The following is a 12,340-nucleotide window of genomic DNA, read 5'->3' as shown; positions in this document are numbered from 1 at the left end:
GGGACCGGGCGATCCTCCGGGTCACGATCACGGCCGCAGGACTCGACTCCGCAGGCTGGGTGTGCCTTCATTGAAGTGACCGCGCGTGCGGTCGCACGAGGCGTGCGTCGAACGACGAAGAAGTCGGGAAGACCATGGCAGGACAAGGTGCGCTCAAGCAGCGCAGGGCCGCTCTGGAGCAGGAGTGGGCGCTGCGCGTGCCGCAGCTGCGGGCCGCCGCACCGCTCGCACCGGTGACGGCGCTGCTCAGCGCGGAGGTCAGCGAGTCGTGGAGGCGCTCGCTGCCCACCGTCGACCCCGGCCTGCGCAGCGCGCCGCCGGCCCGCAGGGGCGTCGGCTGGGCAGGGTCGGCGCTGCGCGAGCCGGTGACCGAGCTGGCCGAGGAGCTGCGCGGCATCACCGAGGACGCCGGGTTCGTGGCGGCGGTCACCGACGAGCAGGGCACCATCGTGTGGACCGCCGGCGGCCGGGTGATGCGCCGCCGCGCCGAACAGGTCAACTTCGCGCCCGGCGGCCGCTGGGACGAGGGCGCCATGGGCACCAACGCGCTCTCCCTCGCGCTGCGCACCGGCCGGCCGAGCACGGTCTTCTCGGCGGAACACCTGGTCGCGGCGCTGCACGGCTGGGTCTGCTACTGCGCGCCGGTGCACGGCCCGGACGGCCGGGTGCTGGGCGTCCTCGACCTGTCGACCACCTGGGACCGCTCGCATCCGCTGGCGCTGCCGACGGTGCGGACGCTGACCTCGGCGATCGAGGGGCGGCTGCGGGACCTGGCACGCGAACGCCGGGCGCAGCCGCCCGCCGCCGCGGGCGTGCGGCTGGCCTGCCTGGGCGCGAGCCGGGCGACCAGCGGCGGGGCGCCGCTGCACCTGCCGCCGCGGCAGGTGGAGATCCTCACGCTGCTCGCGCTGGAGCCGGACGGCTTCTCCCCCGAGCGGCTGCGCGACGCGCTGTACGGCGACCGGCCGGTCACCGCCTCCACCTTCAAGGCCGAGGTCTCGCACCTGCGCCGGGCGCTGCAGGGCGCGGTCGCCACCCGCAGGTACGCGCTGACCGCGCCGGTGGACTGCGACGCCGTCCAGCTGCTGCGCGCACTGGAGCGCGGCGACACCGCCACGGCCGTCGACCTCTACCGAGGGCCGCTGCTGCCGCTCTCCGAGGCGCCGGGCGTGCTCGCCTGGCGGGCCCAGCTGGAGGTCGTGGTCCGCGAGGCGGTGCTCGCGGCCGGCTCCCCGGAGCACGCCCTGCGCTACGGCGAGCGCGCGCCTTACGACGCCGAGATCCACCGGCACGCGCTGCGCACCCTGTCGCCCACCGACAGCCGCCGCGCCCTGGCCGCAGGCCGCCTCGCCACGGCCGACCGCCCGTAGCACCAGCGGCCGCCCGTCCGCGGGACCGCCGCCGCGGGCGGGACCAACCTTTCGCCAACCTCCGGCGGCCACAGTGGCCGCGTCGTACCCCCTGCGTACTCAGGAGCGCCGCCATGGTCTACGCGCAGCCAGGCACCGAAGGCAGCATCGTCAGCTACGCCCGCCGCTACGACAACTTCATCGGCGGGGAGTGGGTCGCGCCCGCCGAGGGACGCTACTTCGACAATCCGTCCCCGGTGACCGGCGAGACCTTCTGCGAGGTCGCCCGATCGACCGCCCCGGACGTGGAGTCGGCGCTCGACGCCGCGCACGCCGCGGCCGGGCCGTGGGGGCGCACCTCGCCCACCGAGCGCGCGCTGATCCTCAACCGCATCGCGGACCGCATCGAGGAGAACCTGGAGCGGCTGGCGGTCGCCGAGACCTGGGAGAACGGCAAGCCGGTCCGCGAGACGCTGGCCGCCGACCTGCCGCTGGCGGTGGACCACTTCCGCTACTTCGCCGGGGCGATCCGCGCCCAGGAGGGCAGCATCGCGGAGATCGACGCGGACACGGTGGCGTACCACTTCCACGAACCGCTGGGCGTGGTCGGCCAGATCATCCCGTGGAACTTCCCGATCCTGATGGCCACCTGGAAGCTGGCGCCGGCCCTCGCCGCCGGGAACTGCGTGGTGATCAAGCCGGCCGAGCAGACCCCGGCGAGCATCCTGCTGGTGATCGAGCTGATCGCGGACCTGCTGCCGCCGGGCGTGGTGAACGTCGTCAACGGCTTCGGCGTCGAGGCGGGCAAGCCGCTGGCGTCCAGTGCGCGGGTGGCGAAGGTGGCGTTCACCGGCGAGACCACCACCGGGCGGCTGATCATGCAGTACGCCAGCGAGAACATCGTCCCGGTCACCCTGGAGCTGGGCGGCAAGAGCCCCAACATCTTCCTGCCCGACGTGATGGCCGCCGACGACGACTTCCTGGACAAGGCGGTCGAGGGCTTCGTGATGTTCGCCCTCAACCAGGGCGAGGTGTGCACCTGCCCGTCCCGCGCGCTGATCCACTCGGGGATCTACGACGAGTTCATGGCCCGCTGCGTCGAGCGCACCCGCGCGATCAGGGGCGGCGACCCGCTCGACCCGGCGACCATGCTGGGCGCGCAGGCCAGCAACGACCAGTACGAGAAGATCCTCTCGTACATCGACATCGGCAGGCAGGAGGGCGCCGAGGTGCTCACCGGCGGCGCCCCGCGCACGGTGGCGGGCCTGCCCGGCGGCTACTACATCGAGCCGACGATCTTCCGCGGCACCAACGACATGCGGATCTTCCAGGAGGAGATCTTCGGCCCGGTCGTCTCGGTGACCACCTACGACTCGGTGGACGAGGCGATGAAGCTCGCCAACGACACGCTGTACGGACTCGGCGCGGGCGTCTGGACCCGCGACGGCAGCACCGCCTACCGGATGGGCCGCGAGATCAAGGCCGGCCGGGTGTGGACCAACTGCTTCCACGCCTATCCCGCGCACGCGGCGTTCGGCGGCTACAAGAACTCCGGCATCGGCCGGGAGAACCACAAGATGATGCTGGAGCACTATCAGCAGACCAAGAACCTTCTCGTGTCCTATTCGCCGAAGAAGCTGGGCTTCTTCTAGACTCCCCAAAAGAGGTGCCTGGCCTGGCCATTCACCAGGCCGGGCACCGCCTCGGACTCATCAGCGCCGGCGCGGCACAGTGCCTGGTGTTCTCCCGATTTCTCCCACCGGTATCCCACCTCTGACCAGCTGTTCCGGGGCATTTCCGGGCCAGATTCCCTGACGCTCCCTGTCTGCGGCCTCTTCTCTGTTGGCCCAGTGGCGCATGGACTCCTCGATGCGGCCGTTGGCGTGGTCCTGCGCTCCCGCGAGGAACCTGGCGTAGTAGTTGAACAAGACCTGGATGCTGGCGGACGCGGTGCTGTGTGCGGACGGTGCGGTGAAGTCCCCGGTGGACTTGCCGCTGTTGCCCGAGCATCGTCGTGGGCACGGAGCGATGTACGGCGGCTTGAACCACGGCCGGATCGACACCGACCGTTTGCGGACGGTGCTGGCAGGGCTGTCGCTGCCGCGTTTCGACGGCGGGCGCCTGGGCCTGGCCGTCGATGTCGCGGTGGTAGGGCACATCCCACCCGCCGAATACGAGACCAACTACTACCTCACCACCACGAAACCCCAGGTCACAACCACAAACTGAAATCTCTACCGAACCCGGGGCGGTTCACCGACGAGCACCGCAGACGCCTTGACGAGCCCGCCTGACGGGCCGCCCGACGGGCCCGGCGGTGGACCGCCTGGTCCTTCCGCGCCCTCGGCCGCACGCCGCTGCTCGCCGCCGGCCTCGTCAGTACCTGCTGAGACGCTCGCCGAAAGACTCCGCTGCGCCCTGGTCATCGTCGTGGGCTCCTACGCCATCCACCGGCGTAAAGAGCGCCTCGCGCAGGCGACGGCGTGTGCGGGGGTGACCCGTGATCACCGCACACGCCATCTGCGCCCCGCCTGGCGACGTGCCGGGCGGGGCGCTGTCGTGTGCGGGGTCAGGGAATGTCGACGACCTTGACGGTCCACGAGCACTCGGAGTTGACGTCGAGGTACAAGGTCCCTCCGTCGTGCTGGTGCGTGATGTCCGTGCCCTTCTTCCCGATCTCGTTGGCCAGGGGGTCGGGGAAGCCGGTGCCCCCGGTGGTGACGATGAAGTTGCCCTGGAACCCGAACGACGTGCAGTCGTAGGTGTAGTGCAGGTCCCAGTCCCCGTGCACGGTGAACTTCGCGGTCGTCTTGATGCCGTGCCCGGACTCGGTGAGGACCGTCTTCGCCAACGCCGGTTCGGGCTTCGCCGGCGCTTTCGCGGGTGCCTTGCTCGGCGCTGGCGTGGGGTCCGCTGGCGCGGCGGCCTGCGTAGTGCTGGGCTCGCCGCCGCCCGTCTTCATGCCGCCGGTGGCCGCTCCGATGATGACGAGGACGACGATGAACGAGCCGATGCCGATCAGGATCGGCACGAGCTTGGACTTCTTCGGCGGTGGAGGCTGCGGCGCGCCCCACTGGGCGGTCGGCAGTGGCCCGTAACCGGGCCCCGGCTGCTGGTACGACATGTGCCCCCCAAAGGTCTGCACAGGTGGAGACCGGGATCATCCCAGCATTACCTGGCGGTATGGGGCGTTGTTGCCTGGCTGTGACAAACACCCCCGGAGCGGGGCATTGTTGTCAGCCCCGAGGCGTAGCGGCCGGCATGCCGTCCCCGTGGGCAGTGCGGTGGATCGCCCATGCTGGTTGTTCGGCGGGAGCCCAGTCGCCTTCCGGGGCTGTCAGGATCTGCAGGAGCCCGCCGACCTCGCAGTAGTGGGTCTCGCACCGGCCGGAAGACCGGACGCTGTGTCCTGGTGAGCACTGGCGGGCAGGCTCTCCGGAGTACGCCTCTGCCGCCGGGGGGCAGAGGAGGTTCCTCACACTGGAGACGATCATGATGCGTACCAGCAAGCGTGCCCTGACAGGCGCCTGCACCGCTGCCTTACTCGGTGCCGGCGGCCTCCTGGCCACGACCTCGGCCGCAGCCGCCACCCCTGCATTCACGTATTACACGTGCCACGCCCTCACCACCGCGCCCTTCTATTCTTCTCCGGGCGGCGGGGACAGCACCTGGGTCTACTCCGTGGCAGCGGGAGGCACCATCTACAGCACCGGCCAGACGGCGCAGGTCGGCAGCAAGCTCTACATCAATGGCCACGGCGCAGGACACAGCGATGAGTGGTTCCGCGCGGGAGACACCAACTGTTGACCTCCTGGACATGACCGAGCGCCCCCTATCCGGCCGCGGGGCCGGATAGGGGGCGCGGTGGCTTTCATGGGCCGGATCGCTAGGCTCCCTGCCCGAGGCCAAAGATCTCGGATTCACCTGATCGTGCTGCGGCGAGCACCACTCGGAGCTGCCGATGAACCACACGGCGGCCGCCCCCTACGTCTGGGATCGGCCGGCCCGCCACCGAGCTGCCCCTCTCCTCGCCCAGCACCATCAACCTGAAGACCCACCTCCACACAAGGCCTGTCGGTGAGCGCCCGTCATCGCTCTCGAACCCACTGGTGGCGCGCGCCTGCTCGATGCTGCCCTCTGCGGCCTGAATCTCGGCCTGCGCGACCAGGTCGAGGGAACCGATCCGCACGTACGCGCCCGGCGGCCGGCAGGCGGCGGCACCGCTGACCATGCGCATCGTTCCCGCACGCCAGGAGGCACCGGTCCTTGTGCCAGGGCGGGCACCTTCCGTCCGCAGGGACTCTCCACCGTGAGCGCACAAGCACGCGCCCTTGGCGCACAGGCGCTCCCCTCCCTTTGCGAGACGAAGACGTTCCGATACGCTAGAGTTCCGATACGGTTTCGTTCAGTTTTGAGAAAGGAGGGACCCCGATGCCCTCGTTGGACGTCCCACCGGGTCGCAAGCGCGATGCCTCCAGGGATGACGACCTCTGCCGGGCGGCGCTCGAACTGCTGGCGGAGGTCGGCTTCGGCCGGCTGACCATCGACGCCGTCGCTGCGCGTGCAGGGGCCGGGAAGGCGACCGTCTACCGGCGCTGGCCGGGCAAGGCCGAACTGGTCGTGGATGCCCTGAGCCGGATGAAAGCGGCGCCGGACCGGGTGGACACGGGCTCGCTGCGAGGGGACTTGGTGGAGTTCGCCGGGCACCTGGATTCGGGGGACGACCCCTTCCAGACGTCGGTGACCGCCGGCCTCGTCTCGTCGCTGGTGCATGACGCGGATCTGCGGGCCGCGTTCGCCGAGCGGTTCATCGCCCCCCGTAAGCGCATCCTGCGGACGATGTTCGAGCGCGCCGTCGCTCGCGGTGAGATCCCGTCGCGGCCGGACTTCGGGCCGCTCGCCGACGTACTGCCCGCCCTGGCGATCCACCGGATGATCACCACGGGCCTGGCGCCCGACTCGGCATTCGCGCTCACCCTGATCGATCAGGTCGTCCTGCCGCTGGCCCACCACAGCGTGCCGGCTCGCGACACGTCCACCCCCACCTCCGGTCGGACAGGGTTCCCGTCATGAGCGTTTCCACCGCACAGCCACTGGACCCTCGGCGTTGGCAGGTCCTGGCCTTCCTCGCGCTCGCGCAGTTGATGGTGGTGCTGGACGGCACGATCGTCAACGTCGCCCTTCCGTCCGCCCAGCGGGACCTCGGCATCTCCGATGCGAACCGCCAGTGGATCGTCACGGCCTACGCGCTGGCCTTCGGAGGACTGCTGCTGTTCGGAGGGCGAATAGCGGACCGCTGGGGACGCCGGCGCGCCTTCGTCATCGGCCTGGTCGGTTTCGCCGGCTCGTCGGCGCTGGGCGGCGCGTCGGTCGACACCGGCATGCTCATCGGGGCCCGCGCCCTGCAGGGAGCCTTCGGCGCGGTGCTCGCGCCGGCAGCGCTCTCGCTCCTCACGGTGCTGTTCACCCAGCCCAGAGAGCGGACGAAGGCGTTCGGGATCTACAGTGCGATCTCCGGCGGCGGGGCCGCGGTCGGCCTCATTCTCGGCGGCCTGCTGACCGAGTACGCCGACTGGCGCTGGACGCTCTACGTCAACGTCTTCTTCGCCGCGATAGCAGTGGCCGGAGCCGTGTTCGTGATCAAGGAGCCGGCGGGCGGCGGCAACCGCAACCGCCTGGACGTCCCCGGCATCGTGCTGGCGGGCGCCGGCCTGGCGTCGCTGGTGTACGGCTTCAGCAAGGCCGAGAGCGACGGCTGGAGTTCGCCCACCACTCTGGGATGCCTCATCGGCTCGGTGGTGCTGCTCGCGCTCTTCGTCCTCGTCCAGGCCCGCGGGAAGGCCCCGCTGCTCCCCTTGCGGGTGGTGACGGACCGCAACCGCGGCGGCGCGTACCTGGCGCTCGGCCTCGCGGTGGTCGCGATGTTCGGCGCTCTGCTGTTCGTGACCCTCTACCTCCAGATCGTCCTCGGCTACAGCCCGATCAAGAGCGGCCTGGCGTTCCTGCCCATGGTCGTCGGCATGATGGGCGGCTCCACCCAGGTCGCCGTACGGCTGCTGCCGAAGGTTCCCCCACGGTTCCTGATGGTTCCCGGCGCACTGATCGCGGCCGCGGCGACACTGGTCCTGACCCGGATCTCGGTCGGCGGGTCCTACTGGGCGGTCGTCCTTCCCGCGCTGCTCGTCTTCGGTCTCGGCATGGGCCTGGTGTTCATGCCGGCGATGAACCTCGCGACGCGCGACGTGCAGCCGAAAGACGCCGGCGTCGCCTCAGCGATGGTCAGCACATCCCAGCAGGTCGGCGGCGCCATCGGCACCTCCCTCCTGAGCACCGTCGCCAACAGCGCCGCGGCCCGCTACGCCGCGTCGCACGCGGCCGATGCCCACTCCCGGGCGGCCGGTACGCAGCTGAGGCTGGCCGCCATGGTCCACGGGTTCAGCATCGCCTTCTGGGTCGCAGCCGCACTGCTCGCAGCGTCGGCGTGCGTGGCCGCCACCCTGGTCGACGCCGGCCCGCAGAGCCGCCCCGACGGCAGAGCCGACCCGGCCGGGGACTCGGCCAGGACCGGTGACCGCCCGCTGACATCGCCCTGAGCCACGGGGGGCCGTCGCGAACCAGCGGCGTCCTGGGCCCCGCCGGCCTGCTCGCAGCCCCCACCCAGGCCGGGTGCACCGGGTGCCACGCAGCCGGCACCGGGGCCCTCTGCCGGCGCCACCACCGTCCTGGGCGTCGGGCCCTTCCCCGGCCGGCGGCCGGCCGCCCTCCTCGAAGCCGGCGTCAGTCGGCCGGGTGGCTCAGGACCGGTCCTGGGGGCCGTCGCGGAGGAGGTCGATGAAGTCGAACGGCGTGCGGTCGCCCAGGACCAGGTCCAGCATCGCGTGGGCGGCGGCGTAGAAGGCATCGCTGCGGGGGAACAGGGCCTCTTCGTAGGCGGTGAGTGCCGCGTCGGTGTCACCGGGGTGGGCGGCGATCGCCTGGGCGAGCTGCGCGCCGTCGAACATCGCAGGTTGGCGCCGTAGCCCGACGGCGGCGTCAAATGCGCCGCGTCGCCCAGGAGGGTGACGCCGGGCACGTGGTCCCAGCGGTGACCCGTCGGGAGCGTGTGGATCATGCGCGCGACCGGCGCGGTCTCGCCTTCGGTGATCAAGGCCGTGGGGTGGGGCCCAGCCGTCGAACTCGGCCGCGACCCGGGCACTCGCGTCGGCGGCGTCGGTGAAGTCGACGGCGGCGAACCACTCGCGGGGCGCGTCAGCTCGACGTACGTGTGCGGGACGTCGTCCGCCTCGCGGTGTGCGACGGTCCCCTTGCCCGGCGTCAGCGCGTACATCGCGGCGGCGCCGACCGCCTCGGCCGTCGCGGTGTGCCGCGCATCGACGTCGTGCAGATACGTCTCGACGAAGGTGGTGCCGACGTACTCGGGCGTGGCGTCGGACACCAGCGGCCTGGCCTTGGACCAGGCGCCGTCGGCTCCGACCAGGAGGTCGGTGGCCGCGGTCGTTCCGTCGGCGAAGGCCAGCTCGTGCCGACCTGCGCCCAGGGCGCGGACACCGGAGACCTTCACTGGACGGTGCCCTCGGGCAGGGAGTCGAGCGGGATCCGGCGAAGGCTCCCGCGCAGCGCCTCGGGGCGCGTGGTCGAGTCGCCGGGGATTTCGAGCAGCACCTTGCCGTCCGGGTCGAGCACGCGTGCGGCGTCGGCGCCCTGGTGGATGATCGCGTGGAACCGCAGTTGTTCGAGGGCTTCGGCGGACCGCTCCGGGCACTCGGCGGCACGACGAACGCGAGCGGTTCCTCGTCGGCATCGACCTCGTCATCGCCGGCGCCGCAGCCCTGACACCGTGACCGTGCGCGGCTGCCCAACGCGCTGGAACGGCAACCGGACCGACCCGCCCGGGGTGTCCGTTCCGGGGCGCGGCGGTGATCGGGATGCCGCACAAAGATGGTGTGGACACGGATCCGTCGGCCGTCCTAGATTCGTCCCTGTGCGAGGTCGGCGGGGGGATCGCCGTCGAACGTGCGGTTCCGGGGGGGATATGAGATTCGGCGTGCTGGGGCCGTTACACGCCCAGATCGGCGGGCGCGAGGTCCGGCTCGAAGGGCCTCGACAGGCCAAGATGCTGGCTGCGCTCCTGGTCGATCCGAACAACGTCGTCGCCACCGACCGGCTCGTCGCCGTGATGTGGGACGAGAAGGCCCCCGCCACCGCGGTCCGTCAGGTCCAGGACGCCCTCTCCGGGCTGCGCCGCAACCTCGCCGCGGGCGGAGCGCCCGGTGCCCTGATCAGCACGCGGCGCGGGGGTTACCAGATCCATCTGGCACCGGATCAGCTCGACCTGCTGGAGTTCGACCACGAGCGGAAGCTCGCGGGGCAGTGCACGACCCCGTTCGAGAGCTCGGTCGCACTGCGGCGCGCGCTGGCCTGCTGGCGCGGAGACGCGCTGGTGGACGTCTCCAGTCGGATCCTGGAGTTCGACGCGGCGCGGCTGAACGAGAAGCGCGCGGCCACGCACAAGCGGTGTCTGAGCGTCGAACTCGACCTGGGACGTCATCGTGAGGTGGTCGAGGAGTTGACCGCCATGCTGCGCCTGCACCCCTATGACGAGCATGTCGCCGAACACCTGATGACCGCCCTCTACCGGTGCCGGCGGCAAGGAGAGGCGCTGCAGGTGTACGAGCGGCTGCGCCGGACCCTGGCAGACGAACTCGGCGTCGACCCCACCCCGCCGATCCAGCTGTTGCAGGGGCGCATCCTGGCCGCCGATCCCGCGCTGAACGCCAGTGGCCCGGCGAGCGGTCCCCCGGGCACAGGAGCGGAGCGTCCTGGCCCGGCGGGCGACGAACCGGGTATGGCGATGCCGGTGCGACAACTGCCGCTGGACGTGCCCGACTTCGTCGGCCGTGCCCACGCGCTGGCCGAGGTCGCCCGGCTCCTCGACGGATCTGGGCAGCACCGGGCCCCGGTGGTGGTCGTCATGGGCGGTCCCGGCGTGGGGAAGTCCACTCTGGTGACGCACGCCGCGCGGCTGGCGAGCGCCGCCTTCCCCGACGGCCAGCTCTACCTCAACCTCGCGGGCACGTCGGACGAGCCGCGCGATCCGGCGCTCATGCTCGCCGAGGCGCTGCGCGCGCTCTCGATCGTCGGCAGCGCGATCCCGAACGGTGCGTCGGAACGCGCGGCGCTGTACCGGTCGTTGCTGGCGGACCGCCGGATGCTGGTGGTGCTGGACGACGCCGGACACGCCTCCCAGGTGCTGCCGCTGCTGCCCGGGGCCGACGGCTGCGCTGTGCTGATCACCAGCCGTATGCTGCTGACCCAGCTTCCCGGCGCCCGGCACATCGACCTGGACGTGCTGAGCCCGGCAGAGGCGCGGGAGTTGTTCACCGGCATCGTGGGGCGGCGGCGGGTCGAGCGGGAACCGAGGGAAGCCGACGCGATCCTCGACTTCTGCGGCGGCCTGCCGCTGGCGATCCGGATCGCCGGCGCCAAGCTCACGGGCCGCCCGGCCTGGTCGCTGCGGGTGCTGCGGGAACGGATCGAGGACGAGTCCCGTCGCCTGGCCGAGCTGAAGACCGGGTATCTGAGCGTGCGGGCCAGCGTCGAACTCAGCCTGCGGCTGCTGCCGGACGAGGCGGTACGCGCGCTGAGCCTGCTGGGCCTGCTCGGCCCCTACGGTCTGCCCGGCTGGGTGGTCGGCCCGCTGCTGGACCGCTCGGATGCCGACGAGGTGCTGGACACCCTCGTCGACGCCAGCCTGGTGCGGCTCACCGCGACCGACGCCATCGGCCAGCCGCGCTACCGGCTGCACGACCTGATCAGGACGTGTGCCGTGGAGATCGCCGACCGGTTGCCGGCGGCGGACAAACGGGACGCGATGGTCCGGGTGCTGTCGGCCTGGCTCGACCTGGCCGGTCGCGCCGCCGATCGACTCCCGGCCGGTCTGCTGGCGGCCGAGCCCGCGGGCGCCCCCCGCCTGTCGCTGCCCGGCCCGGTCGTGGACCGGCTGATGGCCGACCCGGTCGGCTGGTTCGACGCGGAACGCGACACACTGCTCGGCGCGGTGAAACTCGCCGCGCACTGGAGACTCGACGAGCTGGCATGGGAGCTGGCGGCCGCCCCGGCGACGTACTACGACCACCGCTGCCTGTATCAGGACTGGGAGCACGGGCACCGGCTCGCGCTGGACGCGGTCGAGGCGGCAGGCAACGCACTCGGCGCATCGGTGCTGCTGCGCGGGCTCGGCCAACTACACATCTACCGGGACGAGTTCGACGCGGCGACCCGCGTGCTGGAGTCGTCCGCGCGGCTTGGCCGGGAGGTCAAGGACAGCCGCGGTGAGGCCCTGTCGCTGGCCATGCTCAGCACGATCAGCCGGGTGCGGGGCCACTACGACGAAGGCGCCGATCGTGCCGGGCGGGCGCTGGCCATCGCGGTCGACGAGGGCGACCGGCCCCTTGAGGCGCAGCTGCTCTGTTCGCTTGCCGTGATGCGGCTCATGCAGGGCGCGCTCGACGAGGCGGAGTCCTTGTTCGACGCCGCCTTGCGCCAGGCCGGGGCGCTCGACGACGTGCATCGGGTGGCGGTCGTACTGCGGCGGTTCAGCGGGCTGCACGACCGGCGCGGTGATCCGGATGAGGCACTGCGCTGCCTGGGGCAGGCCCTGACCACCTTCGAGCGGCTCGCCGACGAACGGTGCGCCGCGTACACACTGCTCGAAGTCGGCCGCGTGCACGCCGGCCGGCACGACCGAGAGCAGGCGGTGCCGGCGTTGGAGCGCGCGGCGGAGCTGTTCCACCGGCACGGAGACCGCCTGGATGAGGCGTCGTGCTGGCAACTGATCGGCGACCTGGACGCCGCCGCCGACGTGCCTGAGCTGGCGGGTCGGCGCCGCGAGCGGGCGCAGCAGTTGCGGCGGACGATCGGCGGCATGCTCCAGGCGGACGCGCCGGAGCTGCCCTCGTCGCCGTGAGCGGGCCGAGCCGCCTTCCACGTCC

Annotated in this window: 9 protein-coding genes and 2 pseudogenes; 7 read left to right on the top strand and 4 right to left on the bottom strand. The window is 71.7% G+C overall.

Annotation, left to right across the window (positions count from 1 at the left end):
• Positions 1 to 134: 134 nt before the first annotated feature.
• The 3 genes and pseudogenes from V2S66_RS23225 to V2S66_RS23215 all read left to right on the top strand — a co-directional run.
• On the top strand, positions 135 to 1,370 hold the full coding sequence (locus V2S66_RS23225) for a transcriptional regulator (protein ID WP_330798039.1): 1,236 nt from the start codon (positions 135 to 137) through the stop codon (positions 1,368 to 1,370).
• A 113-nt stretch (positions 1,371 to 1,483) separates the two neighbouring features.
• Positions 1,484 to 3,001, top strand: a complete 1,518-nt coding sequence (adh, locus tag V2S66_RS23220; protein ID WP_330798037.1) for an aldehyde dehydrogenase — start codon at positions 1,484 to 1,486, stop codon at positions 2,999 to 3,001.
• A gap of 286 nt (positions 3,002 to 3,287) precedes the next feature.
• Positions 3,288 to 3,494, top strand: a pseudogene (locus tag V2S66_RS23215) (transposase); the annotation flags it as partial.
• A 424-nt stretch (positions 3,495 to 3,918) separates the two neighbouring features.
• On the opposite strand, the gene V2S66_RS23210 reads toward V2S66_RS23215, so the two are convergent.
• Positions 3,919 to 4,473 carry a hypothetical protein gene (locus V2S66_RS23210; protein ID WP_330798035.1) on the bottom strand — a complete coding sequence of 185 codons (555 nt, stop codon included), beginning with the start codon at positions 4,471 to 4,473 and terminating at the stop codon, positions 3,919 to 3,921.
• Positions 4,474 to 4,841: 368 nt separating this feature from the next.
• On the opposite strand from V2S66_RS23210, the gene V2S66_RS23205 reads away from it, so the two are divergent.
• From V2S66_RS23205 to V2S66_RS23195, 3 genes are all read left to right on the top strand, one after another.
• Entirely contained in the window at positions 4,842 to 5,156 is a 315-nt protein-coding gene (locus V2S66_RS23205) for a hypothetical protein (protein ID WP_330798033.1), read from the top strand.
• Positions 5,157 to 5,780: 624 nt separating this feature from the next.
• Positions 5,781 to 6,422 carry a TetR/AcrR family transcriptional regulator gene (locus V2S66_RS23200; protein ID WP_330798032.1) on the top strand — a complete coding sequence of 214 codons (642 nt, stop codon included), beginning with the start codon at positions 5,781 to 5,783 and terminating at the stop codon, positions 6,420 to 6,422.
• Positions 6,419 to 7,942: an MFS transporter gene (locus V2S66_RS23195; protein WP_330798030.1), complete on the top strand. Its 1,524-nt coding sequence runs from the start codon at positions 6,419 to 6,421 to the stop codon at positions 7,940 to 7,942. The genes V2S66_RS23200 and V2S66_RS23195 overlap by 4 nt, the downstream gene beginning before the upstream one ends.
• 201 nt (positions 7,943 to 8,143) lie before the next feature.
• On the opposite strand, the gene V2S66_RS34615 is transcribed toward V2S66_RS23195, so the two are convergent.
• The 3 genes and pseudogenes from V2S66_RS34615 to V2S66_RS34605 all read right to left on the bottom strand — a co-directional run bounded on the left by V2S66_RS34615 (position 8,144) and on the right by V2S66_RS34605 (position 9,032).
• Entirely contained in the window at positions 8,144 to 8,350 is a 207-nt protein-coding gene (locus V2S66_RS34615) for a hypothetical protein (protein WP_413966466.1), read from the bottom strand.
• Positions 8,351 to 8,412: 62 nt separating this feature from the next.
• Positions 8,413 to 8,784: pseudogene (locus V2S66_RS34610) on the bottom strand (FAD-dependent monooxygenase); the annotation flags it as partial.
• 122 nt (positions 8,785 to 8,906) lie between these two features.
• The gene (locus V2S66_RS34605; protein WP_413966463.1) at positions 8,907 to 9,032 is read right to left on the bottom strand and encodes a hypothetical protein; all 126 of its coding nucleotides are present in this window, start codon (positions 9,030 to 9,032) and stop codon (positions 8,907 to 8,909) included.
• 361 nt (positions 9,033 to 9,393) lie between these two features.
• Between V2S66_RS34605 and V2S66_RS23185 the strand changes: the two genes are divergently transcribed.
• On the top strand, positions 9,394 to 12,315 hold the full coding sequence (locus V2S66_RS23185) for an AfsR/SARP family transcriptional regulator (RefSeq protein ID WP_330798028.1): 2,922 nt from the start codon (positions 9,394 to 9,396) through the stop codon (positions 12,313 to 12,315).
• The last annotated feature ends 25 nt before the right edge of the window (positions 12,316 to 12,340 follow it).

Source organism: Actinacidiphila polyblastidii (assembly GCF_036353415.1).
Taxonomy (GTDB): Bacteria; Actinomycetota; Actinomycetes; order Streptomycetales; family Streptomycetaceae; genus Actinacidiphila; species Actinacidiphila polyblastidii.
This window is presented reverse-complemented; position numbering and strand designations above follow the sequence as displayed.

What these genes read in the sequence shown, in the direction of transcription:
- V2S66_RS23225 (WP_330798039.1), top strand. Translation starts at nt 135, where the DNA reads ATGGCAGGACAAGGTGCGCTCAAGCAGCGCAGGGCCGCTCTGGAGCAG.
- adh (WP_330798037.1), top strand. Translation starts at nt 1,484, where the DNA reads ATGGTCTACGCGCAGCCAGGCACCGAAGGCAGCATCGTCAGCTACGCC.
- V2S66_RS23210 (WP_330798035.1), bottom strand. Translation starts at nt 4,473, where the DNA reads ATGTCGTACCAGCAGCCGGGGCCCGGTTACGGGCCACTGCCGACCGCC.
- V2S66_RS23205 (WP_330798033.1), top strand. Translation starts at nt 4,842, where the DNA reads ATGATGCGTACCAGCAAGCGTGCCCTGACAGGCGCCTGCACCGCTGCC.
- V2S66_RS23200 (WP_330798032.1), top strand. Translation starts at nt 5,781, where the DNA reads ATGCCCTCGTTGGACGTCCCACCGGGTCGCAAGCGCGATGCCTCCAGG.
- V2S66_RS23195 (WP_330798030.1), top strand. Translation starts at nt 6,419, where the DNA reads ATGAGCGTTTCCACCGCACAGCCACTGGACCCTCGGCGTTGGCAGGTC.
- V2S66_RS34615 (WP_413966466.1), bottom strand. Translation starts at nt 8,350, where the DNA reads ATGTTCGACGGCGCGCAGCTCGCCCAGGCGATCGCCGCCCACCCCGGT.